We start from the raw sequence: 23,615 nt of genomic DNA, 5'->3' as shown, positions 1-23,615 counted from the left end.
CAAAAAGAGCACCGCCCCACCTCTCGAAAACCGCGAATATAATCCGGCAGTCGCTTGCGCTTACTTCCGACAGATGAAAATCTGATCACTACCTACCTGCGCATTCCCGAGCCGCCGAGATCGTAGTACTGTTGATTTCGGGTTGGTTCACTCTCACGTGCAACCGCCCGGAAGGGCGGCTCCGGCGTGTCACGCCGGAGCCGTTGGCGCATGCGTCGCGACATTCCGCGGGACGGTTGGCACCGAGCGGCGCCCGCTCGGAAGGGAGAGGGCATGATCGAGGCAGCCGATATCCGCGAGTGGCGCAACCACGACGTCGTGGATCTGAAGGGGCGCAAGATCGGGGCCCTCGAAGCGATCTATGTGGACACCACCACCGACGAACCGGCCGTGGCCACCGTCCGGACCGGGCTCCCCACCCGCCAGCGTCTGGTTTTCGTCCCGCTCGACAAGGCGATACTCGGGCCGAGCTACCTCAAGGTCCCTTACGCCAAGAGCCTGGTGAAAAAATCCCCGTGGATCGGCACGGACGACGTCCTGCCCGCCGAGCAGGAGAAAGCGATCTTCCAGCACTACGGCATGACCTACCAGCCCGGCGCGAACGGCGAACGCCAACTCGCGCGCCGCTGAGCGATCGTGTCCGGTCCAGTTCTGTCCTAGGGAGGCGTCCGGGTCGTGGTGCTCTTCCTGCTCCTCGTCATCGTGGCCATGGTGCTGGGAATCATCGGCGTGGCAGCTGAGGGTTTGCGCTACCTGTTGATCGTCGGCATCGTGCTCTTCGCGGCCGATCTGGCCATCGCCTCCCTCCGATGGTCCCGGCGCGCCGGGAGGCGTCGCATGCGCTGACGGCGGGCACCGTACGACCGCGCGTCCGGCGTGCCGTTGAACTCCGGCCACGACAAAAGTCCGTAGAGCTCGGGCCAGGAGTAGCCTGGAGATACCGAGGGCATTTCGCACACCGGTTTCGATGCCGGTGCCGTCCCTGGCGATTCACGACACCGGGTCGGCCCAGGCCGGCCCGGGGCAGGGTCCGCGTCATGACCGCAACCACGTTCCACAAGCCCGCGGTCGAAGACCGGACCTCATCTTCTTCTTCGCCGCTGCTCCGCCTCCAGCTGACCCCGACCGGTACGGCCCCCGCCTTGATCGACGGCGCGTGGTGGCCACGCTCGCGCGATCTGGCAGCAGAACTCCCCGCGCTCACCGCGGTTCTGGACTCGCTGTGGGGGCGGATCACCCATGTCACAGTGAACCCCACATTCTGGCCGGTGATCCCGCGCAGGATCCCCGTCCAGGGCCATGTGGTGAAGGTCGGCTGGTTCGACGCCGAGCAGGACCCGCACAAGCTGCTCCTGTTCTCCTACACCGCGGGCCGCTGGGACCTGCTGGTGATCCCGCCAGAGACCAGCGACGCCACAGCCGCCCGGCTGATGACCATGGCCACGGATCCGTCCCGAAGTCTCACCGCGAGCGGCCTGCTCCAAGAGGCCGAGCTCTTCCGGATCGCTGCCGAGGCCGACTGGGACTCGACCCGGGAGACGGTCTGGGACTCCGAAGGCGGCCATGACGCCCCCCGCACTCCCGCTCAGGGCCCCGCCAGAGCCGTCACAGGCCATGCGCCGATTCCGGCGCAAGGCCTGTGACAGGCGCCCTCCGTGCCATCCCGCGGGAGGCACGTGAGCCGACGAGAGGTGTGCCGATCTCGTCACGACGAGACATGTGCCGATCTCCTCACCAGGGGCGGTCGGTGTGAAGCGACGGATTCAGCCGTCGGTGTGGGGCGACGGATTCACCGCGCACCAACCCGTCGGCCTGACGAACGAGGTCACCATGGAGCCGTTGGAAACCCCCCTTGACGGGCATGCCGAGGTACGCATCGTCGCCGCGTCCCCCGACGCCGCCCGTCGGGTCGCAGAGGTTCTCCGGCATTGCTTCGCGGCCACCGAGCAGCGCAGCTACCCTGCGGGCGGCGATGGCGGTACCCGTCTCCAACTGACCGTGGACACCACCCGCACGGCCGAGTCGGCACGGTCCTGGCTGGTGACCAGTCAGTCCTCAGCACATGACGGTCGGCAGAGGAACGACGACTGAAGTGACCCTGGGCGGGCCGGCCCTGTAATGCCGCCTGGTAGGCACTCGCGTCGAGCGGACCACTGGCCTCGCAGCGTCAGGAACGGTGCCGCGCCCGGGTCCGCTGGACGGGCCTGGGGAGTAGCGTGGAGGGATCGAGAGTATTTCGCGCACCGGTGCCCATGCCGGTGTCGTTCTCGGCGAGTGACGACACCGGGCCGCTGCCCACCGCAGCCGCCGGGAGACAGGTTCGCGCGATGTCCGCGACCACCGACCATGCCCCGCCGCGGATGGTGCCCTTCAGAGCTCCGACAGCCCGCCTCGCGCTGAAACCCGTCAGCACCACTCGAAGGCTCCTGGACGGCGCCTGGTGGCCTCGATCCCGGAACCTCGTACACGAACTGTCCGCTCTGGCCGACGTACTGGATCCCTTGTGGGGACGGATCACCCGGATCGCTGTCAACCCGACGTACTGGACCGCCATTCCGAGCAGCGTGGCCGTCAACGGCCATCTGGTGAAGATTGATCGGTTCACGCGAGAGCTGGATCCCCACGAAATCCTGCTGCTGTCCTACACCGCGGGCCGCTGGGACCTGCTGGTGATCCCGCCCCGGACCAGCGCCTCCGTGGCCGCACGCCTGATGACCGCCGCGAGCGAGAGTACCGGCCCTCCCAGGACGGCGAGCGCGCTCATGGCAGCGGAACAAGCCCTCCGCAGCAGCTCCGTGACCGACCGGACCCAGCATTCCGAGGAGACCTGGGAGGACGATGACGCCACCTCTCACTCTGTCACCGAAGCCCGCAGACCAGCCGTCTGCTCCTAGGCACCTGAGCGACACGGTCACCACCGCGACCTTCAGCGCCCTGCTGCCCCTGACCACCGCACCGCGGTCAACCCGTGTGTCGCGCGACTGTACGGCCCGGTGCCGGGCATCAGCTGACCGGTCGACCGGGCACGGACACGGAGGTTCGCTCCCCCGCCCACCGGGGCCGCAGGACCCACGCGGCGGTGAACCGCGCGCGGCGGCGTTGTCAGTGGTGGCAGGCAGGATGGCAGGCATGACAACACCTGTTGCAGTGATCGTGGATGCCGCCGCTTATGCGCAGGCGGTCGAGGACGCGGTGAAGGCATCGGCCGCCTACTACGCGGGCGGCACGTCGGTGCTGGACGACGACGGCTACGACCGTCTGGTGCGCGGGATCGCGGCGTGGGAGGCCGAGCATCCCGATCAGGTGCTGTCGGATTCGCCGACGGGGAAGGTCGCGGGCGGCGCCGTGGAGGGCGATGTGCCGCACACGGTGGCGATGCTGAGTCTGGACAACGTGTTCTCGCCCGAGGAGTTCACCGCGTGGACCGCCTCGTTGGCCCGGCGCATCGGCCACGATGCGGAGAGATTCAGTGTCGAGCCGAAGCTCGACGGACTGGCGATCGCCGCCCGCTACACCGACGGCCGCCTCACGAGACTGATCACGCGCGGCGACGGGACGGCCGGGGAGGACGTCTCGCACGCGATCGGCACCATCGAGGGCCTGCCGCAGGAGCTGGCCGAGCAGCTCACGGTGGAGGTGCGCGGCGAAGTCCTCATGACCACCGCGCAGTTCGAGCACGCCAACGAGGTGCGCACCGCACATGGTGGGCAGCCGTTCGCGAATCCGCGCAACGCCGCGGCGGGCACCCTACGCGCCAAGGACCGCGCCTACACGGTGCCGATGACGTTCTTCGGTTACGGCCTGATTCCGCGGCCCGACACCGACGTGGCGCTCGCAGCGCGACTGCGCGAGTGCGCGCACAGCGACCTGATGACCCAGGCCTCCGAGCTGGGGGTGAACACCACCGGCAGCACTGCCGTGCCCGGAACCACCGCTGAATCAGCCGAGCAGGTTTTGGCGCGGGTTCAGGAGATTGCCGCGCTGCGGGCGCAGCTGCCGTTCGGGATCGACGGGATCGTCATCAAAGCCGACCTGGCCGGCGACCAGCGGGCCGCGGGGGCCGGTTCACGTGCCCCGCGCTGGGCGATCGCCTACAAGCTGCCGGCCGTCGAGAAGATCACCCGGCTGTTGGAAGTCGAATGGAATGTGGGCCGCACCGGCATCATCGCCCCGCGCGCCGTCCTCGAGCCCGTCGAGATCGACGGCTCCACCATCACGTACGCCACCCTGCACAACCCGGCCGACATCACCCGCCGCGACCTGCGCCTGGGCGACCACGTCATGGTCCACCGCGCCGGCGACGTCATCCCCCGGATCGAAGCTCCCGTCGCGCACCTGCGCACCGGCGACGAGAAGCCGATCGACTTCCCCGAGGTGTGCCCGCGTTGCGGCGCCGCCATCGACACCGGCGAGCAGCGCTGGCGCTGCGAGAACGGCCGCAATTGCCACCTGGTCGCCTCACTGTCCTACGCCGCCGGGCGCGACCAGCTGGACATCGAGGGACTCGGCCACACCCGCGTCGTCCAGCTCGTGGAGTCCGGGCTGGTCGCCGATCTCGCCGACCTGTTCGCCCTCACCCGTGACCAGTTGCTCGGTCTGGAACGGATGGGTGAGACCAGCACCGACAATCTCCTCACGGCCATCGACACGGCGAAGGGCCGACCGCTGTCGCGGGTGCTGTGCGCGCTCGGGGTGCGCGGCACCGGTCGCTCGATGTCCCGCCGCATCGCCCGGTATTTCGCCACCATGGACACCATCCGCGCGGCCGACGCCGAAACGATGCAGCAGGTCGAGGGCATCGGTACCGAGAAGGCGCCGTCCATCGTCGCCGAGCTCACCGAACTCGCCCCGCTGATCGACAAACTCGCCGACGCCGGAGTGAACATGACCGAGCCCGGCGCCACCCCGCCGGCCACTCCGGGCGACGCCGACGGCGGCGCGGACGGCGCGGAGACGACGGGTGGGCCGCTGGCCGGGATGACTGTCGTGGTCACCGGCGCGATGGCCGGAACGCTGGAGAAACTCAGCCGCAACCAGATGAACGAGCTCATCGAGCGCGCCGGTGGCCGCTCGTCCTCCAGTGTCTCGAAGAAGACGTCCCTGGTTGTCGCCGGAGAGGGCGCGGGATCCAAGCGCGCCAAGGCCGAATCCCTCGGCGTCCGCCTGGCCACCCCCGACGAATTCGCCGCCCTCATCGCCGACTTCCTCGACTGAGTCCTCCGCAAGGGAGCGTGCCTCAGCTCACAGCGGCCGTCGAGCCGTGCCGGGAACAACCCCAGACGGTTGACCGTTCACCTATACGTGGCTGCGGAGGGGACAGTGTCCCCGGGCCTCACCTATAGCCCATGGGGACGATCGTTCGGCTGAAGCCCCATGGAGCCTTCCGCCGAGAGGCGACCGCCCTCCGCACGCCACCACTCACGGCCCCGGCTGGTCTCCCCCGTCCAGCCGGGGCTTCGCGTTGCCCCGGCTGGACGAGCGCGGCGTACTGGCGCGGGCACTCCCCACGCGCTCGGGTCCCGGCCGGGCTCGGACGGCAGATCACCGCGGACACCGCGATGGGGGCGCACAAGTCGTCCTGATCGACCGGATTGCGCTTCCCGCCCCTTCGCCGCCCCTGCCGATGCCCCGCTGCCTCGCACTTCGGTGAACGGCACGAGATGATCGACGCTCGTGCTGGTTGACGGTCAGGCAGTACTCGCCGTCGTCGCACGGAGGTAGGCGATCCCGGCGTCGAGCGCGGCCTTGAGGTGGGTGGAGTTGCCCGTGGACATCATGATCGAGACACCTCCCTGGACTCCGGCGAGCAGCGCGGCGGCCGTCTCGTCGACATCGAGGGACGGCGAGACCAGCCCGCGGTCCCGGAGGGCGCGGATGCCGTGCGCGAGGGACTCCTGCCAGTGGCGCATGAGCTCGACCACGATCGCCCTCGCGCCCGGTGCGGACCGCCCGACTTGCAGGAACAGGGATCCCAACGGGCATTGGTCGCCCTGGAGTTCGTAGCGTTCCACCACCACGTCCCGCCACCGGTACCACGACTCCCAGGAGTCCAGACATCCCAGGTGCGGCTGCTGGTCGTCCAGGACGCGGTCCGCCTCGAACTGGGCCACCGCCAGCAGTAGTTCGTCCTTGCCGCCGGGGAAGTAGTGGAAGAGCTGGCTCTTGCTGGTGCCGGTGCGGACGCGGATGTCATCGAGTGTCGCGAACGCGACGCCCCTCTCGCGGAGCACCTCGGCGGCGCCCTCGACGATGCGAGCCTGCGTGGCCCGCCCTTTCGCGGTAGACGCTTGCGGCATCACTCTCTCCTCAACTGGACCGGCAGGTCCACACTACGGCTGCACCCTCGCAGACGGCCCGGTACATGCCTCAGGGGCAGTGCACAGCCGCCCACGATTGGACTTGCTAGTCCATTTTCATCGGAGCACAGTCGACCTCACGGTTCAGGCCATTGAGCCGTGCGGGCAAGAGCCGGGCGGCTTCGCCCGGCCTCGGAGAGCCAGAACAAGAGGGAACGCCATGAGTGGACGACTGCAGGACAAGACCGCACTCGTCACGGGATCGACGAGCAATATCGGACGGGCGATCGCGGAAGCCTTCGCTGCCGAAGGAGCCCACGTCGTCGTGTCGGGGCGCCACCGAGAGCGCGGGGCGCAGGTCGTTGCGGGGATTCAGGCCGCCGACGGCCGTGCCGATTTCGTGGAGGCAGACCTCGACGGCAGCGCGCGGGCCTCCCAGGACCTGGCCGAGCGGGCACGTGAAACGCTGGGCGGCCGGATCGACATCCTGGTCAACAACGCCGGCATCTACCCGGGCGCCACCACCACCGCCACGGACGAGGAGACCTTCGACCGGGTCTACGCGGTCAATGTCAAAGCGCCGTTCTTCCTGACCGCCGCCGTCGCTCCGGCCATGGCGCAGGCCGGCGGCGGAGCCATCATCAATCTGGGCTCCTGGGTCGCACGTCTGGGCATCCCGATCGGCGCTCTCTACAGCTCCACCAAGGGCGCGGTGGAGACTCTCACCCGGGCGTGGGCCGCGGAATTCGGACCGTCGGGGGTGCGAGTGAACGCGATCTCGCCAGGCGTGATCGTCACCCGCACCGCCGGGCAGAGCGAGCCTCACCCCGGTGAGGCCATGATGAAGGGGACCCCTGCCGGCGACGTGGGCGGCCCGGACGCCATCGCGCACGCCGCCGTCTGGCTGGCAAGCGACGAAGCCGCCTTTGTGCACGGGACGGTGGTTGACGTCGACGGCGGCCGTACCGGCGCCGCCGTCATCACCGCGTGAATCCGGCCCACTCCCCCGCCATGTGCCCCGGCCCGGTGCGTGGGCAGTTCCCCCGCACCTCTCGGGCGGTGAGATCCGGCGCGTGACGAACGGGGGCCGTCGCGCAGGGCTGACAGCGCGCGCCTTACGCGCCTTCCGCCGGGATGGCGCGTGCCTTACCCGCCTTCCGCCGCGATTTCCGGTCGGGTCGCATAGCGGTTGCGCATGGCAGCGCTCGCCGCGGGGCCTGCCGTGAAGACGTATGTGGCGCTGTCGTCGAGTCGGCGGCCCGTCCTGGCGTCGACGACGACGGGCTCGACCTCCGCGCCGCTGTCCGTGTCCACGAGGATCATGCTCCGCTCCGCGGGGGCGAGGCGGGAGTTGCCCCAGGCGGCCAGGGCGACGATCACAGGGCGCAGGGAACGCCCCAGCTCGGTCAGCACGTACTCATGACGGACGGGGTTGGCCTGGTAGGGCCGACGCTCCAGCAGACCGTCCGCGACGAGGGTCTTCAGCCGGGTGGTGAGCATGCTGGAGGAGATGCCGAGGTTCTCCTGGAACTGGTCGAAGCGGGTGTAGCCGTCGAAGGCGTCGTGGAGGATCAGCAGTGTCCACCACTCACCGACGTGTTCCACCGTCGTGGACAGCGGGCACTCCCGGTCCTCCATCCTGATCCGGCTTGCCACGGCGACCATCCCCTCAGTTACTGCTAAAGTCGAAGTCAGTAGCTTCTATTTTAGCAGTAAGGACGGGAGCGGAGCTGGCCTTCCCGGCCCGCACCCGGGAACGGAACACACCGTGACCACACCCATCAGCGAGTCCCTCGAAGGCCGACGCGCCCTGGTCACCGGCGGCACCAAGGGCACCGGTGCCGCCATCGCCCGACGCCTCGCCCAGGCCGGCGCGACGGTACTCGTCACCGCCCGCAGCCGCCCCGACGACGTCGAGGAGAAGACGTTCATCGCCGCGGACCTGTCCACCGCCGCCGGCGCCGACCATGTCGTCGCCGAGGCGGACACCCGCATGGGAGGCGTCGACATCCTGGTCAACACCCTCGGTGGCTCCGAGGCACCGGCCGGCGGATTCGCGGCGCTCGGCGAGGACGACTGGGCCACGGAACTGAACGTGAACCTGCTGGCCGCCGTCCGTCTGGACCGCGCTCTGCTCCCGCACATGATCGCCTTGGGCAAGGGTGTGATCGTGCACGTCACCTCGATCCAGCGCCGCATGCCGTTGTGGAACGGAACCCTGGCCTACGCCGCCGCGAAAGCCGCCCTGACCACGTACAGCAAGGGCCTGGCCAATGAGGTCGCCCCGCACGGCGTCCGCGTCAACACCGTCTCCCCCGGCTTCGTGCAGACGTCGGCCGCCGACCACCTCGTCGCCCGGATCGCCCACGACGCGGGCATCACCCAGGAAGCGGCGCTGGCCCGACTCATGGACTCCCTGGGAGGCATCCCCCTCGGCCGCCCCAACCGGCCCGAGGAAGTCGCCGAACTCGTGACCTTCCTGGTCTCCGACCGCGCCTCGGCCATCGTGGGAGCCGAGCACGTCATCGACGGCGGCACCACCCCGACCGTCTGACTCCGACACCAACGCGAGGTTCCTCATGCACGACAACGAGCCCCGGACCATCACCCCGGACGCTCTGCCCGAAATGATCATCCGCTACCTGAAAGCCCACCTCGAGCACGACTCGGCCACCGCGATCACGGCGTTCACCGGGGACGCCACGGTGATCGACGACGGCAGAACCCATGAGGGCACCGCAGCGATCGAGCGGTGGCTGGACCGGTCCGCCACCGAATTCACCTACACCATCCAGCTCACCGGCGCTCAGCAGGCCGACGCCACGCACTACACAGCCACGCACCACCTCGAAGGCGATTTCCCCGGCGGCACCGTGGATCTGCACTACCGGTTCACACTCCGCGACGGCCTCGTCGAACGCCTCGTCATCGAACCCTGAGCTCGCACCCTCGCACTCGCCCCTCTCCGAATCCCGGGCCGGCGGCCGGCGGCTGGCGGCTGGCGGCTGGCGGCTGGCGGCGCAATCTTCACGGAGCGTCGGGAGCCCCAGGGGGGTCGATGTGGTGGGCGAAGGCAGCGATGTCGGCGACCACTCGGTCGGGCTTTTCCCAGTGGAGGCCGTGACCTGATCCTTCGTAGGTGAGGAGGCGTGCTCCGTGGATGGCGTCGAGGATGGTCTGCTGGTCGCTGCGGGGCAGGATGTCGTCCTGTTCACCCCAGAGGAGCAGTGTGGGCACCAAAATGCCGGCCAGAGTCGCACGGAGGTCGGCCTCCAGCAAGCCACGCAGCGTCTCTTGCCAGACGTACGCGGGGACCTTGAGGTGTTCGTCGATCATGGTCTCCATGAGTCCCCTGGCGACTGGACCGGCCGCCATGCCGTTCATGAGCTCCTCGACGAAGGCACGGGGGACGGGGTCGGAGAGGCCCTGGACCCTCTCCTGCAATCCGGTCACCGCCGGCTTGTCGGTGAGCGTGCCAGGAACGCCGATCAGCACCAGCCCCGAGATCCGGTCCGGATGGCTGCCCGCGACCATGCGGGCGGCCACGCCACCGCTGGAGGACCCGACCAGCAGGGTGCGTCGGATGCCGACGGCGTCGAGAAAGGCCACCAGATCGGAGGCGAAGTCCTCGGGCGTGTAGCCGTCGGGAGGACGGTCGGCGTCGCCATGGCCGCGCTGGGAGAGCGCGTAGCCGTGCAACGATGCCGGGAGACGCCTCAGAAGGGGTTCGAAGGACCACCAAGAGTCGGCGAGGCCATGCACGAAGACGACCGGCGTGCCACCGGGATAGCCCGCTTCGGCATACGGAAGCGTGAGCCCGTCCCTCACCCGCGCGGACTTCACGGAGATCACGGTCACGACACCCTGCCTCCTTCCCCTCCCCGACCCGGGTCCAGGAACCGGGAGCCGGGAGCCGGGAGCCGGGAACGAGTGGCGATCACTTCCGACAGTACCGATCAGCAGCGCGGCCCGCGCTACGGCGCCAAGCCCTCGTCCACGGGTTCGGCAGGGGCGCCGAAGTGAAGCGGGGGATCAGCCGAGGCCGTGCGACACCCCGCGCAACGGGGATCAACGAATATTGGGCTGCGGCAGCCATCCGCTCCGGGCGGCCACTCGTAGCGGTCGGTGCAAGACGCGACTCGTAGCGCTCAGGCCAGGCCGCCACTCTTAGCGGTCAGTCCAGGCGGCCGGCCTAAGCGGTCAGCCCAGGCAGCCACTTGTAGGGGTCAGTGGACTGTCAGGGCTTCGGCGAGACTCACGGCGGGGCAGCCGAGCACCGCGGTCAGCACTCGCCGCTGACGCCCCGTCAATGGCGTCAGGAAGACCGCCGCGTCAGCATGGGTGCGTTCACAGGCCGCGGCCACTTCACGGACCTTCCCGTAGCTGACGAGCGTCCGCGATGAATACGGCAGGGCCATCTTCTTGACGCCGCCGTCCGAGACCCCGCGCCGCTGCACGAGCCGCCCCACGACCCGAGCGCCGTGCGCCGCCATCTCCGCGGCCGCGGAGTCCATGTGCGCGGCGAAGTCCTTCTGTTTGGCGGAGAAGTACCCGACGATCACGACATCGGCCCCTTCGACCACCAAGGCCGGTGCCTGGTACGGAGCACGCGCAGACCCCACGCGACGAGCCGGGCGACGGTCGCGTCCTCGGTCCTGGTGCATGAGCCACAAAATAGACGCTCCATCACCTGCGGCGATACGCAGTTCCCGTATCAGCCCTCGTCCGAAAGGCCGCGGCTGTGCGCGCCGATGCTCGGCATCGGCGGCCTTCACAACCGCCGCCCTCGCCGGACGACACACACTCCTACGGGACAACCGCCGGACGGGCGGGCCCCATCGCGTACTGAACGCTAGCGGGAGTCGCGATCGCGCATGGCGCTGATGCCGTTGACATCGGCGAAATGGTGATAGGCGTGAGCCCGACGGCGCGCATCGCGTAGGCCCCAGGTGGCCCTCGCCTCGATCCGATGGGCTTCCGGACTGGAAGACATCCGCCGTCGCTCCCGGCGTGCGAGCACCGCCATCGCGATCGCCAGAATCGACACCACGGCTGCCGCCGCCATCACCACGTAGACCATCGTTCCCCCGTAGGCGTCTCAGACCGCCGTCACGACCGGCGGGCCCGGCTCAGCCTCCCGAAGACCGCCCAGGCAACCGTAGACACTGGGCGGCCAGACCTGAACAGGGGTTTCCGGCAGCAAGCTTCAGCTGAACTCTGCCGCTCTCCGGCAATGCCCTGACGCCCTGCAGCCGTCCGTGGTGAAGCCGTACTCGGGTACGCCCCGGTAGACGGCCGCCGCGCTGCCGGAGCCCTCCGGGTCTTACGGACCCGTGACATGGCGGGCTCGGTGCTGACGTGTGATGCGGTCACGGTCCTAGCGTGGGCGTATGCGAGTACTGGTCACCGGCGGTGCCGGGTTCATCGGGTCCCATGTCGTCGAGGCACTGACCGCCCGCGGGCACGAGGCGGTCGTGTTCGACCTGCGCGACGGCCTGGATGTGCGGGATGCCGAGGCGGTCGCATCCGCGCTGCCGGGCGTGGACGCCGTGTGCCATCAGGCGGCGATGGTGGGGCTGGGGACGGGTTTCGGCGACGCCGTCGAGTATGTGTCACGAAACGACCTCGGTACGGCGGTGCTGCTCACCGCCATGGTCGACGCGGGGGTGCGGCGGCTCGTGCTCGCCGGGTCCATGGTGGTGTACGGGGAGGGGCGGTACGAGTGCGAGTGGCACGGCGTGGTGCGGCCCGGGCCCCGGGCGCTCAGCGATCTGGATGCGGGGCGTTTCGAGCCCCGGTGCCCCCGGTGCGGTGAGGATCTGACACCGGGACTGGTCGGTGAGGACGCTCCGGTCGACCCGCGGAACGTGTACGCGACGACGAAGTTGGCCCAGGAGCATCTGGCGGCGGCGTGGGCCCGGTCGACGGGCGGTTCGGCCGTGTCGCTGCGCTACCACAACGTGTACGGACCGGGGATGCCGCGCGACACCCCGTACGCGGGGGTCGCCTCGTTCTTCCGGTCCGCGCTCGCCCGGGGCGAGGCGCCGCGCGTCTTCGAGGACGGCGGCCAGCGACGGGACTTCGTGCACGTACGTGACGTGGCGGCGGCCAATGTGGCGGCCCTGGAAGCCGAGCCGCGGGAGGTGGGGGCGCTGAGCGCCTACAACACCGGGAGCGGCGAGCCTCACACGGTCGGCGAGATGGCGCGTGCGCTGGCCTCCGCTTACGGCGGCCCCGAGCCCGTCGTGACCGGCGAGTACCGGCTCGGGGACGTACGCCACATCACCGCGGACTCTTCACGACTGCGCGCCGAGCTGGGCTGGAAGGCCGAGGTCGGATTCGCGGAGGGGATGCGAGAGTTCGCGACGGCGAGGCTGCGCGGGGAGTGAGTCGGGGCTGCGCGGGGGTACGGCGGGGCTGAGCAGGGAGTGACGCGGGGGTACGGCTGGGCCGAGCAGGGGGAGACGCGGGGTACGGCCGGACCGAGCAGGGTGACGCGGGAGTACGGCCAGGCCAAACAGGGTGACGCGGGAGTACGGCCGGGCCAAGCAGGGTGACGCGGGAGTACGGCCGGGCCGAGCAGGGACTGACACGGGGGACGGCCGGGCCGAGCAGGGAGTGACGCGGGGCTGCTCGGTGCGTGGCGCCCAACGTCCGAATCCTGGGTGCTCACCCGGTCCTCGTATCGCGTCGCCGTTTAAGTGCAGGCCGGTCGGCGGAGCCGAAGCAGCCAAGCCGGCCCGCCGGCCCCCGGCCTGAGGCCCAGCCGCCGGAGCCTCCGCGTCGGCCGCCCAGCCCTACCTCGCCATGCCCCGTAGCTGTCCGGCGAAGCCGGAGTCCCCGACCATCGGAGCCTCCGCTCACGCCCCCGCCGTAGGAAGCGTGACCTCGAAGCGGCAGCCGCCGGGGACGTTGTGTACGGCGGCCTGACCCTGGTGGGCCTCGACGATGCCGCGGACGATCGCGAGGCCGAGGCCCGCTCCGGCGGGCGGCGTGCGCGCGTGCGTGCCGCGCCAGCCGGTGTCGAAGACGCGCGGGAGATCCTCCTCGGGGATGCCGCCGCAGCCATCGGTGACGGACAGGACGACACCCTCGTCGGACCGCTCGGCGGCGACCGCGACCGTGCCGTCGGCGGGAGTACGGCGGATCGCGTTGACGAGCAGATTGCCCAGGACTCGACTCATCTCCTTGCCGTCCACCTCGACCGGCACCGGCTCGATGCGGTCGCCGACCAGCCGGACGCCGTGTTCGCGGGCCAGCGGGTCCGCGCCCGCGAGGGCGTCGCCCACGAGGTCGTAGACGGAGATGCGGGAGGGAGACAGGGCCAGCGTCCCGGCGTGTATCCGGGAGAGCTCGAACAGGTCGCCGACCATGTCGTTGAGGCGCTCGACCTCCGTGCGGATCTGGCGGAGGTAGCGGTCCGGGTCGGCGGCGACCCCGTCCTCCAGGGCCTCCGACATGGCGCGCAGCCCGGCCAGCGGGGTGCGCAGGTCGTGCGAGATCCAGGCGACGAGTTCGCGTCGCGAGGTCTCCAAGGCGCGTTCGCGCTCGCGGGATTCGGTGAGCTTCGCGCTGGTCGCCGCCAACTCGCGTCCCAGTGCGGCGAGTTCGGCGGTGGCTGGACCGTCGGGGGCCGCGAAGTCGCCGCCGTCCCCGAAGGAGCGTGCGGCGAGGGTGAGTGCGCGGCTGCGGGCGACGACCCAACGGCCCAGCAACAGCGCGGTGGCCAGGGACACCACGGCCGCCATGGCCACCACGGTCGTGACGACGCTCAGGTCGTGCGAGGAGAGGAACATCGCCCACGCCACGGCCAACGTCCCCGCGAGCATCGCGGTGACCGCCACGGCGGCGACGACGGCGAGGGAGGCGGTCAGCGAGCGCCGCCGGATCAGCCTGAGCGCACCGGCGCCGAGCAGTCCGGCCGCGACGGCGCCGAGGAAGGCGTACAGGGCGATGAGCAACATGTCGCGCATGATCAGACCGCTCCCCCGCGTTGGACGGCGTCTCCGCGACGCACGGCTTCCCCGCGCCGCGCGAACCCCTCGCCGGGTGCGGCCTCACCACGCAGCGCGAACCCCTCTCCGGGCGCGGCTTGCCCGTGCGCGGCCTCCCCGCGGTGCCTGGCTTCCCCGCTCTGCGCCGAACCCTCTCCGGGCGCGGCCTGCTCGCGGGACACGGCTTCCCCGCGATGAGCGGGCTCCTCGCCGAGCGCGACCTCGCGATGCACGGACTCCTCGCCGGCCGGCGGCTCCTCGAAGCGGTAGCCGACGCCCCACACCGTCTGGATCAGGCGGGGTCGCGCCGGGTCGTCCTCGACCTTGCCGCGCAGGCGGCGTACGTGAACCGTGACCGTCGACAGGTCACCGAAGTCCCAGCCCCACACCTCGCGCATCAGGTCTTCGCGGCTGTACGCCCGACCCGGGTTGCGGAGGAAGAAGGCGAGGAGGTCGAACTCGCGGATGGTGAGGGCGAGTTCCTCGCCGTTCTTGGTGGCCCGGCGGGCGGCGGGGTCGACGGCGAGGCCGGCCAGGTGGAGGGTACGGGCACCGGTGGCGGGCCGGGCGCGACGCAGGACCGACTCCACCCTGAGGACCAACTCGCGGGGGCTGAACGGCTTCGTGACGTAGTCGTCGGCGCCGACCTCCAGGCCCAGGATGCGGTCGTCCTCGTCCCCGCGCGCGGTGAGCATGATGACGGGCACGGGCCCACGGCTGCGCATCCTGCGGCACACCTCCAGCCCGTCCATCCCGGGCAGCATCAGGTCCAGTACCACCAGGTCCGGCCAGTGCGCGGCGGCGCGGGCGAGCGCGGCGGGTCCGTCCGCGACACGGTCCACGACGTACCCGGCGCGGTCGAGGTAGCCGGAGACGACCTCGGCGACCGTGGGGTCGTCGTCGACGACGAGGACACGTGTCGTGTCCTCGTACTCGCTCGGGACAGGTCCGGCACCTGGGGATTCGTACGGCTCATGCATGGGTCCAGCCTCCCACCGGCCTCATGTCCGCGCCGCGCTCCCGCCTCGACGTCCGTGTTTCGTAAGGACCTGAAGTCCGATATTTCCCTTTCGCGTTCGTAGGGTGAAAGCCGTGACGACCTCTCCCCCAACGGACCCGGAAGTCGACGTGGTCCTCCCCTGTCTGAACGAGGCCGAGGCCCTGCCCTGGGTGCTCGCCCGCATCCCGTCCGGCTGGCGCGCGCTGGTCGTGGACAACGGCTCCACGGACGGCTCGGCGGAACTGGCCCGCGGCCTCGGCGCGACCGTCGTGCGCGAGCCGCGGCGCGGGTTCGGCGCCGCCTGCCACGCGGGGCTCGGCGCCGCCACCGCGGCCATCGTGTGCTTCTGCGACTGCGACGCCTCGCTGGACCCGGCCCAGCTCGTGCCCTTCGTGCGCGAGGTGCGTGACGGCGGGGCCGACCTCGTGCTCGGTCGGCGCCGCCCGCAGGGGCGGGGCGCCTGGCCCGCGCATGCCCGGGCGGGCAACGTCGCCCTGTCCCGGATGCTCCGCCACCGCACCGGCCTGCGCCTCCACGACCTCGGGCCGCTGCGCGCCGCCCGCCGGGAACCGCTGCTCGCCCTCGGGCTCACGGACCGCCGCAGTGGCTATCCGCTCCAGATGGTCGTGCGCGCTGCCGACGCCGGCTGGCGCATCACCGAGCACGACGTGCCCTACCTGCCACGCAGCGGTGCCTCCAAGGTCACCGGCACCTGGCGAGGCACCTGGCAGGCGGTACGGGACATGCGCCGCGTACTGGCCGAGCCGCCCGCCGCGTCGTCCCACCCCCTCGCCGCTCGGCGCACCCCCTCCCAGGGAGGAACCACCCAGTGACGACTCTCCTCGTCATCGCCAAGGAACCGCTGCCGGGGCGGGTGAAGACCCGGCTCACCCCGCCGTTCACGCCCCGACAAGCGGCGCTGCTCGCCGAGGCGGCCCTCGTGGACACGCTGCGGACGGTGGCGGCGACGCCGGCGAGGCGCCGTGTACTGGTCCTCGACGGGGTGCCTGGTCCCTGGCTGCCGCCCGGCTTCGAGGTCGTACCGCAGAGTTCGGGAGGGCTCGACGAGCGGCTGGCCGCCGCCTTCGCGGGCTGCGACGGGCCCGCACTGCTCATCGGCATGGACACGCCGCAGGTGACACCCGAGCTCCTCGGTGTGGACTTCGCCGACTGCGAGGCGTACTTCGGGCCGGCCGAGGACGGCGGCTTCTGGGCGCTGGGGCTCGCGGACCCCGATCCCCAGCTGCTCCAGGGCGTGCCGATGTCGACGCCCACGACGGGCGCGGTGCAGCGTGCGCGACTCGTCGCCGCCGGTCTGCGCGTGAGCGATCTGCCACGCCTCCGGGACGTCGACACCGCCGTCGACGCGGAGGCGGTCGCCGCGGCCGCGCCCGGTACCCGTTTCGCCGCCGAGCTGAGCCGCCTCAGGGCTGCGGCCGGCCGATGAGCGCCGCACACGAGACCACGCCGCACGGGGTGAGTACCGCCTGCGCGAGCGCACCGCCGGGGGCGGGCATGACGTACGAATCCGCGTTGCCGGCGGCGAGCACGACGTACGAATCCGCGTCGCCGAGCGCGAGCAAGACGTACGAATCCGCGTCGCCGAGCGCGAGCACCACGCACGAAACCCCGCCGCCGAGAGCGAGCACCACGCACGAAACCCCGCCGCCGAGAGCGAGCACCGCACACCAGACGGCATCTCCCGGACCAAGCGCGGCACACCAGACGGCACCCCCCGGACCAAGCGCCGCACGCAAGAAGGCACTCCCCGGACCAAGCACCCCACGCCAACCCGCATCCCCCGGGCCAAGCACCCCGCGCGAGACGGCGCGCCCATGGTCCGTCGATCCCTACTCCGACGCCTTGGGCGCCGGGCGCGGCCCGCTCTTCCTGCGGCGGGCCGACGGCTGGCTGCTGCCCCTGGAAGTGGAGCGGTGGTGCGCGCGTGCCGACGCGGTGGACCTGATGGTGCTGGGGCGCTGTGAGGGGGCCGTGCTCGACGTGGGGTGCGGGCCGGGGCGGCTCGTCGCCGAGCTCGCGGCCCGGGGGCGGCCCGTACTCGGGGTCGACGTCAGCGAGGCCGCCGTCGAACACACCGTGCGGCTCGGCGGCCAGGCGCTGCGGCGCTCCGTGTTCGAACCGCTCCCGGCGGAGGGCCGCTGGGACACCGCACTCCTCCTCGACGGCAATGTCGGCATCGGCGGCGACCCGGCCGCCCTGCTGCGCCGGATGAGCCAACTCATCGCGCCCGAAGGGCTGTTGATCGCCGAGACGCTCCCGGACGTGGACGTCGACGAACGTGTCAGCGTCCATATCGTCCGGGTCACCGACGCCCGCGGCGCCGCGGGCCCCGACTTCCCCTGGGCCCGCCTGGGCACACCGGCCCTGCTCCGGCACGCGGCGCGCGCGGGCTGGCGCCCGGTCGATCAGTGGATGACCGGCGGCCGCTCCTTCGTCGCCCTGCGCAACCGCCGCGATCGCGGAGATCGCCTCGACCGCAGCACGAGCAGCACCGCCGAACCTCCGAAGAGCACCGCCGTGATCAGCAGCCAGCGGGCCAGGAACCCGTGACCGGAGAGGCCGGTGGCGGACCGGTATTCGTCCGCCACCTGACCGGTGATCAGCGGGAACCACATCAGCAGGAGCAGACCTGAGAGCGCCGCCGGGACACGGACGAAGAGAATCCACTCCCGGCGGCCTGCCGCGCCGAGCGCCCGCGTGAGGACCTGGTCCGCCCCCGCGTACAACGGCACCAGCACCAGGTCGTGCAGCACCGCCGCACCCACGAACCACAGCGCCACCCCGAACCAGTCGTCCGCGAGCAGCCGCACCCCCGCGTATCCCGCGAGCGCGAACGAACAGGCGAGCAGCAGGAGTTGCAGCGGGCTGCCGAGAAGTTTCCGGTAGTCGCGTCGCAGGAGGTTCCGGTGGTCGCGGCGCAGAGGGCTCCGAGAGTCGCGTGGCATCACAGGTCTCCGAACGTCATCCGGGCCACCCACTTGGTGTTGAGGACACCGGGTGCGGCGGGGACGATGATCCGCGCCGGGTAGCCGTGATCGGGGGTCAGGGGCTCACCGTTGACGAACAGGGCGAGCAGGGAACGCGGGTCACGCACTTGGTTGTCACGCAGCGCGGCCCGGCGGAACGCGCCGTGCCGCTGGAGCGACTCCACCAGTACGTCGGGCGCCGTGGCCTCCTCGTATCCGACGAGCCGGGCCAGATCCCGCAGTCGCACGCCCCGCCACCACTGGTCGGAGGTCGACCAGCCTTCGACGCAGGCGATGGGCAACGCGGCACTGTGGAGCGGGAGTTGGAGCAGATCGGTCCGGCTCAACCGGACCGTCCGCCCGGCCGCCCGGACCGTCAGCCGCCACGCCTCGTCGCTCGTCTCCGTCACGTCGATCCCGCGCGACGCGGCCGTCTTGTTGATCTGGAAGCCGCTGGGCCCGGTGCCCGGTTCGGGGCCGCCGTGCGGCGCGAGTACGGCTGTCTCGCGCAGCGGGCCGTCGAAGCTCCGGCCCGCCGTCGTGGCGAGCAGGAGCAGCGACCCGCCGCCCACCACACCGAGAGCGCCACGGCGCGAGACCGTGGGCTCGACCGGGTCGGGCGACAACAGCTTCCCTTCGTCGTCCTGCTTTTCGTCGGCTCCTTCGTCCCGCAGATGGCGCAGGTTGCGCACCGCCGCCGGGACCCGCAGCACCGCGTGCGCCACGAAGGCGGCGAAGAACACCCAGGCCCCGTAGAAGTGCAGCGGGTAGAACGAGCCGGGGAAGATGTAGTCGAGCTGGATGTTGAGTACGCCGGTGGTGAACTCGAACAGCGCGCCCCCGACCAGCAGGAGCAGCGAGATCCGCTCCAGCGCGTGCGCGAGCGACCGTGCGGGCGGCAGGGTGAACAGCTTGGGCACCACCGACCACAACTTCGCCAGTAGTACGGGGATCAGCACGATGCCGAGCGTGACGTGGACGCCCTGCGTGAGGCGGTACAGCCAGGTCGGGTCGGTCGGCCAGGAGAAGAGGTAGAAGCCGAGGAGGCCCTTGTCCGGGGTCATGTCGTTCACCGGCGAGAGGCCCGGGTTGTAGGCGGCGTACGACACGAGACCGGTCACGAACAGGATGGTGATCCCGCCGAGCAGCACGACGCCGAGCACGGAGGTGAACCAGGGGCCGCGCAGCGGGCTGCGCCAGAACGCCGGGGAGGAGGGAGAGCGTGGCATGACCCGACCGTAGGACGGGGACACCCCCCGAAAGGGTCCGTGAACCATGACGAAACGCTGACGTCCACACCTGCGGCGGCTCCGCAGGGCCTCCCGCGGCCTAGCGTGCCGGTGTGAACCGCGATCTTCTCCGCGATCTTTCCGCGGCCCTGGCCGCCGCCCTGCTCGTCGTCGTGGCCGTCCTGGTCGGCAACGGCATCCAACACAGCGACCACTCACTCTTCGTCCGCTGGCCCCCCGTGTTCGCCCAGTGGGAGCCGCACGTCGGTCCGGGCACACCGGCCGCGATCGCGCTGGCCGTCGCCGTCGTGGCGTACGGGCCTGTCCTCGCCGCGCGCCTGCCCTGGCGGGCTCTGCTGTTCAGTGCCTGGGGTACCGCCCTGGCCTGGACGTTCTCGCTCGCGCTGGTCGACGGCTGGCAGCGCGGGATCGCCGGGCGGCTGACGACCCCGAACGAGTACCTCCGGGTCATCAGCCGCTTCCACGACCTCCCGGGCACGCTGCGGGACTTCACCCACCACATCGTGGCCCACTCCCCCGCCCCCTGGCCTGCGCACATCGCCGGGCATCCCCCCGCCGCCACCGTCACCTTCGTCCTCCTCGACCGGATCGGGCTGGGCGGCGGAGGCTGGGCGGGCGTCTGGTGCATCACCGTCGGGGCGACGGCGCCGGTCGCGGTGCTCGTCGCTGTGCGCGCGCTGTCCGGAGAGGCTCTCGCTCGCCGTGCCGCGCCCTTCCTCGTCCTCGCCCCGGCCGCGGTGTGGGTGGGCACGTCCGCGGACGGCTACTTCGCCGCGGTCGCCGCCTGGGCCGTGGCGTTCCTCGCGCTGGCGGTCACCGGGCACGGGTCCGGGGCGACCGGATTCGTCTCCGGGCTCCTCTTCGGCCTCACCGCGTATCTCTCGTACGGCCTGACGCTGTTCGCGGTCATCGCCGCCGCCGTGCTGCTGCTCGGCTCCAGTCGGCTCCGCCCCCTCCCCTACCTCCTCGCCGGTCTCGCCGTGATCCCCGCCGTGTTCACCCTGGCCGGCTTCAACTGGTGGGAGGCGTATCGGCTGTTGGTCACCCGCTACTACGAAGGGGTCGGCGGCATCCGCCCGTACAGCTACTGGGTGTGGGCGAATCTCGCCTGTACGGCACTGATCGTGGGCCCGGCCACGGTTGCGGGTCTACGCAGGGCTTGCGCGGCTCCCGTCCGCAAGGGCATCCGTACCTGCCTGCGCACCCCTGCCTCCGAACCCCGACAGGCCCTGCGCACCCCGGCCTCCGAACCCCGACCGGCCCTGCGCACCCCGGCCTCCGAACCCCGACTGGCCCTCCTCGTCCTCGCCGCCCTGCTCGCGCTGCTCATCGCCGACCTCTCCGGCATGAGCAAGGCGGAGACGGAACGCATCTGGCTGCCGTTCGCGATGTGGCTGCTGGCGGCGTCCGCGTTCCTCCCCCGGCCCCGCGCCTGGCTCACCGCGCAGGCCACTCTCGCGTTGCTGCTCAACCATCTGCTGCTCACGGGCTGGTGACAGGGGGCCGCGGCCGCCCAGCTCCTGGGCGAAGAGCGGGCCGACGCTCATGAGGCACGGTGCGGCCCACTCCACCAGATGAACACCTCGGTGCTCGGAAGGCGTTCGGAGAACAGGCCCGACGGGGACGCCTCCCACAGGAGGCGACGCAGGTCCGCCTCGAAGTCCTCGCGGCGCGCGCCGAACAGATGCGGGGCCGAGGACGACATCGAGAACAGCCACGCGGCGACGTCGTCCGGCGTGCGTTCGAGCGGCCGGCCGCCGGGCACGACATGGCGCTGGGGACCGGAGAACCCCGCCCGGGTGAGCACCTCGGCCTCACCACCGGGTGTTCCGTGCGGCAGCACGCCGCGGCCGGCTCGCCGGACCGGCCCCAGGTAGTGCCTGACGAGCTCGTCCATCGCCGCGTAGGGCACCGCGGGATGCGGGAGACCGTCGACGGTCCGGCGCTCGGTCTTCAGGTCCGAGATGTGCACCAGTGCCCCGCCGGGCCGGAGCATGTCCCTGACGGTCGCCGCCACCAGGTCGCGATCCATCCAGTGAAAGGACTGGCCGAAGGTCGCCACGGTGAACGTGCCCAGAGCCGCGGGCAGATCCTCGGCCCGGATCCGCACCCACCGGGCTTTCGCGGTCACTCCCGCCTCGGCGGCGCGACGCCTGGCCTCATCGATCATCCCGCCGTCCGGGTCCACCCCGACGATCTCCCGGAACAAGTGCGCCAGGCTCAGACCGACGGTGCCCGGTCCGCATCCCACGTCGACGAGGCGCCCTAGGCCGTCGGGCCGCAGAGCCTCGGCGAGTACGTCCGCCAGCCCGGGGGCGTACGGGAGCCTCCCGCGCTGGTAGTAGGGGGCGGCCCCCGAGAAGAGGGTGTCGTCCCACTCCCAGCCGGCCATCGCAGTCACCGGATCACCTTCCACCGAGCGCCCCCGCGCCCGCGGAGGGATGCGCACGCGGGCCGCATGCCAACGTACAGCTCTCCGGGCTGACCGACCGTGATCATTGCGATGACGCGTTGTTGTCGGCGAGCGGACCGGAATGCGCGGGCGGGGCGAACGGAGGAGCGTGGTGGTGTAGGGAGGAGCGTTATGGCCGGCAGGGCCGCCTCCGGGCGTCGGGACAATGAGCAACGTGGCTGGCTGCGCGGTTCGCCGCCCCCGCACTGGGTGTGGGTGCTGCCGCCCACGCTGCTGGTGGCGGTGTGCACGATCGAACTCGTGAGTCACCCGCCGGTGGAGATCGGTTTCCTGCTGGGCGCCATTCCGTCCCTGGCGGTGCTCTCCTACGGGCCTGTGATGACGGGCGTGTTCGGCTGTATCGTCGTCGCGCTGCTGAACATCCCTGAGCTGCAACTGAACCGGCCGGGCAACACCGACCTGCTGACCATCGGCTTCATCGCTGTGCTGAGCGTGTTCGTGTCCCTGGTGCGCAGCCGACGGGACGCGCACCTGGTCACGGTGCGGACCGTCGCGGAGGCCGCCCAGCTCGCCGTCCTGCCACCCCTGCCCGAGCGCGTCGGCCCGGTGCGCTGTGCCGGTCTGTACCAGGCCGCGCAGCGCGAGTCGCTGGTCGGCGGCGACTTCTTCGAGGTTCGTGACGGGCCCTACGGTGTACGGGCGGTGATGGGCGATGTGCAGGGGCACGGGCTGTCCGCGGTCGGGACGGTCGCCTCGCTCCTCGGCGCGTTCCGGGAGGCCGTGCTGGATGAGCGCGACCTGGAAGCGGCTGCGGCCCGACTCGATCGCCGGCTGGTCGTGGACTCCGCGGATACGGAGCATCCCGAGATGTTCGCCACCGCCGTACTCCTGGAGTTCTCACCCGGCGCCGATGCGGTGCGACTGGTGTCCTGCGGGCATCCGCTTCCGCTGCTCCTGCGCGGTGCGGAAGCCCTCGAACTCCACCTCGAACCGGGAGCTCCGCTGGGACTGGGGCTCATCGGTCTGTCCCCTCCCCAGAGGCGCACCGTCCAGCTCGAACGCGGTGACCGGCTCTTCCTGGCGTCCGACGGGGTGACCGAGAGCCGGGACGAGTCCGGCGCCTTCTACCCCCTGGCAGACCGACTGCCCAAGTTCGACGAGGAGACGGCGGAGGCCCTCATCGAGGGCGTCTGGGAGGACCTCGTCCGGTTCTGCACGGACATTCGTGACGACGTCACCATGCTGGTCCTCACGCCGCTGGTGAACGACGACCGGGATTGAGCAGCCCGTCACAGCGGCAGTTGCCCCATTGCCCTGCATCGGGGCTCAGCACGCTAAGCGCCCTTAGCGCCCTTGAGGTTGTACCTACTAGTATGTACGCTCGCGATCATGGATACGCGGGTGAAGCAGGCGCTGCCGGCGGATCGCCGAGCTCGCCCACGAGTACGCGGGGACCGAGCCGCGGAACGTGTTCGTCACCGTGACGCCAGGACCAGGAACCTCTGGATCCATGGGAACGGGGACGTCTGGATCCATGGGAACGAGGACGTCTGGATCCGTGGGAACGAGGACGTCTGGATCCGTGGGAACGAGGGCGTCCGGGGGGGGCCCCCCCGGGCCGCCCCCTCGGACAAGAAACAACCGGGGCGAAACGGGGGGGGGAGGGTCCAATTAC

The 23,615-nt window shown here is 70.9% G+C and carries 25 protein-coding genes and 1 pseudogene; 16 read left to right on the top strand and 10 right to left on the bottom strand.

The features are described from left to right. Nucleotides 1–273 precede the first annotated feature (273 nt). The 6 genes from ACFVXA_RS38605 (at nucleotide 274) to ligA (ending at nucleotide 5,214) form a co-directional block, all read left to right on the top strand. Nucleotides 274–630, top strand: coding sequence for a PRC-barrel domain-containing protein (locus tag ACFVXA_RS38605; protein ID WP_383737071.1), 357 nt, complete (start codon nucleotides 274–276; stop codon nucleotides 628–630). Between the two features lie 45 nt (nucleotides 631–675). Beyond that, nucleotides 676–846: a hypothetical protein gene (locus tag ACFVXA_RS38600; protein ID WP_362022547.1), complete on the top strand. Its 171-nt coding sequence runs from the start codon at nucleotides 676–678 to the stop codon at nucleotides 844–846. Nucleotides 847–1,037: 191 nt separating this feature from the next. Then, nucleotides 1,038–1,643 (top strand): DUF5994 family protein, encoded by a 606-nt coding sequence (locus ACFVXA_RS38595; protein WP_383911753.1) that lies wholly within the window; start codon nucleotides 1,038–1,040, stop codon nucleotides 1,641–1,643. A 187-nt stretch (nucleotides 1,644–1,830) separates the two neighbouring features. Beyond that, complete coding sequence (locus ACFVXA_RS38590) at nucleotides 1,831–2,091, top strand: hypothetical protein (RefSeq protein ID WP_389748099.1); 261 nt, start codon at nucleotides 1,831–1,833, stop codon at nucleotides 2,089–2,091. Between the two features lie 236 nt (nucleotides 2,092–2,327). Then, nucleotides 2,328–2,894: a DUF5994 family protein gene (locus ACFVXA_RS38585; protein ID WP_383737080.1), complete on the top strand. Its 567-nt coding sequence runs from the start codon at nucleotides 2,328–2,330 to the stop codon at nucleotides 2,892–2,894. A 226-nt stretch (nucleotides 2,895–3,120) separates the two neighbouring features. Then, nucleotides 3,121–5,214, top strand: coding sequence for an NAD-dependent DNA ligase LigA (gene ligA / locus ACFVXA_RS38580; protein ID WP_390028573.1), 2,094 nt, complete (start codon nucleotides 3,121–3,123; stop codon nucleotides 5,212–5,214). 473 nt (nucleotides 5,215–5,687) lie between these two features. On the opposite strand, the gene ACFVXA_RS38575 is transcribed toward ligA, so the two are convergent. Next, nucleotides 5,688–6,296 carry a TetR/AcrR family transcriptional regulator gene (locus ACFVXA_RS38575; protein ID WP_362022536.1) on the bottom strand — a complete coding sequence of 203 codons (609 nt, stop codon included), beginning with the start codon at nucleotides 6,294–6,296 and terminating at the stop codon, nucleotides 5,688–5,690. Nucleotides 6,297–6,516: 220 nt separating this feature from the next. Between ACFVXA_RS38575 and ACFVXA_RS38570 the strand changes: the two genes are divergently transcribed. Then, nucleotides 6,517–7,287: an SDR family NAD(P)-dependent oxidoreductase gene (locus ACFVXA_RS38570; protein ID WP_383737086.1), complete on the top strand. Its 771-nt coding sequence runs from the start codon at nucleotides 6,517–6,519 to the stop codon at nucleotides 7,285–7,287. A gap of 155 nt (nucleotides 7,288–7,442) precedes the next feature. On the opposite strand, the gene ACFVXA_RS38565 is transcribed toward ACFVXA_RS38570, so the two are convergent. Then, nucleotides 7,443–7,961, bottom strand: coding sequence for a winged helix-turn-helix transcriptional regulator (locus ACFVXA_RS38565; protein WP_389748066.1), 519 nt, complete (start codon nucleotides 7,959–7,961; stop codon nucleotides 7,443–7,445). A gap of 103 nt (nucleotides 7,962–8,064) precedes the next feature. Between ACFVXA_RS38565 and ACFVXA_RS38560 the strand changes: the two genes are divergently transcribed. After that, nucleotides 8,065–8,850 (top strand): SDR family oxidoreductase, encoded by a 786-nt coding sequence (locus tag ACFVXA_RS38560; RefSeq protein ID WP_383737092.1) that lies wholly within the window; start codon nucleotides 8,065–8,067, stop codon nucleotides 8,848–8,850. 25 nt (nucleotides 8,851–8,875) lie between these two features. Further along, entirely contained in the window at nucleotides 8,876–9,235 is a 360-nt protein-coding gene (locus ACFVXA_RS38555; protein WP_383911741.1) for a nuclear transport factor 2 family protein, read from the top strand. 88 nt (nucleotides 9,236–9,323) lie between these two features. On the opposite strand, the gene ACFVXA_RS38550 is transcribed toward ACFVXA_RS38555, so the two are convergent. The 3 genes from ACFVXA_RS38550 to ACFVXA_RS38540 all read right to left on the bottom strand — a co-directional run bounded on the left by ACFVXA_RS38550 (nucleotide 9,324) and on the right by ACFVXA_RS38540 (nucleotide 11,376). Then, nucleotides 9,324–10,154, bottom strand: a complete 831-nt coding sequence (locus ACFVXA_RS38550) for an alpha/beta hydrolase (RefSeq protein WP_362034137.1) — start codon at nucleotides 10,152–10,154, stop codon at nucleotides 9,324–9,326. 368 nt (nucleotides 10,155–10,522) lie between these two features. Further along, nucleotides 10,523–10,858 carry a hypothetical protein gene (locus ACFVXA_RS38545; protein WP_390028572.1) on the bottom strand — a complete coding sequence of 112 codons (336 nt, stop codon included), beginning with the start codon at nucleotides 10,856–10,858 and terminating at the stop codon, nucleotides 10,523–10,525. Between the two features lie 290 nt (nucleotides 10,859–11,148). Further along, nucleotides 11,149–11,376 (bottom strand): hypothetical protein, encoded by a 228-nt coding sequence (locus ACFVXA_RS38540; protein ID WP_383911735.1) that lies wholly within the window; start codon nucleotides 11,374–11,376, stop codon nucleotides 11,149–11,151. A gap of 310 nt (nucleotides 11,377–11,686) precedes the next feature. Between ACFVXA_RS38540 and ACFVXA_RS38535 the strand changes: the two genes are divergently transcribed. Next, the gene (locus tag ACFVXA_RS38535; RefSeq protein WP_384021249.1) at nucleotides 11,687–12,685 is read left to right on the top strand and encodes an NAD-dependent epimerase/dehydratase family protein; all 999 of its coding nucleotides are present in this window, start codon (nucleotides 11,687–11,689) and stop codon (nucleotides 12,683–12,685) included. 471 nt (nucleotides 12,686–13,156) lie between these two features. Here ACFVXA_RS38535 and ACFVXA_RS38530 read toward each other — a convergent pair whose 3' ends face one another. After that, nucleotides 13,157–14,269 carry a HAMP domain-containing sensor histidine kinase gene (locus tag ACFVXA_RS38530; RefSeq protein ID WP_362034125.1) on the bottom strand — a complete coding sequence of 371 codons (1,113 nt, stop codon included), beginning with the start codon at nucleotides 14,267–14,269 and terminating at the stop codon, nucleotides 13,157–13,159. A gap of 2 nt (nucleotides 14,270–14,271) precedes the next feature. Next, a complete protein-coding gene (locus tag ACFVXA_RS38525) occupies nucleotides 14,272–15,270 on the bottom strand; it encodes a response regulator transcription factor (protein WP_384403150.1) in 999 nt (332 codons plus the stop codon). Between the two features lie 103 nt (nucleotides 15,271–15,373). On the opposite strand from ACFVXA_RS38525, the gene ACFVXA_RS38520 reads away from it, so the two are divergent. Next, entirely contained in the window at nucleotides 15,374–16,123 is a 750-nt protein-coding gene (locus ACFVXA_RS38520; protein ID WP_362034122.1) for a glycosyltransferase family 2 protein, read from the top strand. Beyond that, nucleotides 16,120–16,737: a DUF2064 domain-containing protein gene (locus ACFVXA_RS38515; RefSeq protein WP_389470076.1), complete on the top strand. Its 618-nt coding sequence runs from the start codon at nucleotides 16,120–16,122 to the stop codon at nucleotides 16,735–16,737. The genes ACFVXA_RS38520 and ACFVXA_RS38515 overlap by 4 nt, the downstream gene beginning before the upstream one ends. Here the strand turns inward: ACFVXA_RS38515 and ACFVXA_RS38510 are convergent. Continuing rightward, nucleotides 16,715–16,942, bottom strand: coding sequence for a hypothetical protein (locus ACFVXA_RS38510; protein WP_390028571.1), 228 nt, complete (start codon nucleotides 16,940–16,942; stop codon nucleotides 16,715–16,717). The genes ACFVXA_RS38515 and ACFVXA_RS38510 overlap by 23 nt on opposite strands. Nucleotides 16,943–17,153: 211 nt before the next feature. Here ACFVXA_RS38510 and ACFVXA_RS38505 point away from each other — a divergent pair, with 211 nt between their 5' ends. Then, nucleotides 17,154–17,861, top strand: coding sequence for a class I SAM-dependent DNA methyltransferase (locus tag ACFVXA_RS38505; protein ID WP_390028570.1), 708 nt, complete (start codon nucleotides 17,154–17,156; stop codon nucleotides 17,859–17,861). Between the two features lie 394 nt (nucleotides 17,862–18,255). Here ACFVXA_RS38505 and ACFVXA_RS38500 read toward each other — a convergent pair whose 3' ends face one another. After that, nucleotides 18,256–19,506: a molybdopterin-dependent oxidoreductase gene (locus ACFVXA_RS38500; RefSeq protein ID WP_383911723.1), complete on the bottom strand. Its 1,251-nt coding sequence runs from the start codon at nucleotides 19,504–19,506 to the stop codon at nucleotides 18,256–18,258. Between the two features lie 113 nt (nucleotides 19,507–19,619). On the opposite strand from ACFVXA_RS38500, the gene ACFVXA_RS38495 reads away from it, so the two are divergent. Then, nucleotides 19,620–21,023 carry a hypothetical protein gene (locus ACFVXA_RS38495; RefSeq protein WP_390028569.1) on the top strand — a complete coding sequence of 468 codons (1,404 nt, stop codon included), beginning with the start codon at nucleotides 19,620–19,622 and terminating at the stop codon, nucleotides 21,021–21,023. Nucleotides 21,024–21,070: 47 nt separating this feature from the next. On the opposite strand, the gene ACFVXA_RS38490 is transcribed toward ACFVXA_RS38495, so the two are convergent. Beyond that, nucleotides 21,071–21,919, bottom strand: a complete 849-nt coding sequence (locus ACFVXA_RS38490; protein WP_390028584.1) for a class I SAM-dependent methyltransferase — start codon at nucleotides 21,917–21,919, stop codon at nucleotides 21,071–21,073. Nucleotides 21,920–22,111: 192 nt separating this feature from the next. Between ACFVXA_RS38490 and ACFVXA_RS38485 the strand changes: the two genes are divergently transcribed. Both ACFVXA_RS38485 and ACFVXA_RS38480 read left to right on the top strand, forming a co-directional pair. Then, nucleotides 22,112–23,221 carry a PP2C family protein-serine/threonine phosphatase gene (locus ACFVXA_RS38485; protein WP_362034104.1) on the top strand — a complete coding sequence of 370 codons (1,110 nt, stop codon included), beginning with the start codon at nucleotides 22,112–22,114 and terminating at the stop codon, nucleotides 23,219–23,221. A gap of 136 nt (nucleotides 23,222–23,357) precedes the next feature. Beyond that, a pseudogene (locus ACFVXA_RS38480) lies at nucleotides 23,358–23,427 on the top strand (tautomerase family protein); the annotation flags it as partial. Nucleotides 23,428–23,615: the final 188 nt, after the last annotated feature.

The organism is Streptomyces sp. NPDC058246, assembly GCF_042881985.1.
In the GTDB taxonomy this organism is placed as follows: Bacteria; Actinomycetota; Actinomycetes; order Streptomycetales; family Streptomycetaceae; genus Streptomyces.
The sequence above is the reverse complement of the archived record's forward strand: the minus strand, read 5'-3'. Positions and strand labels throughout refer to the sequence as shown.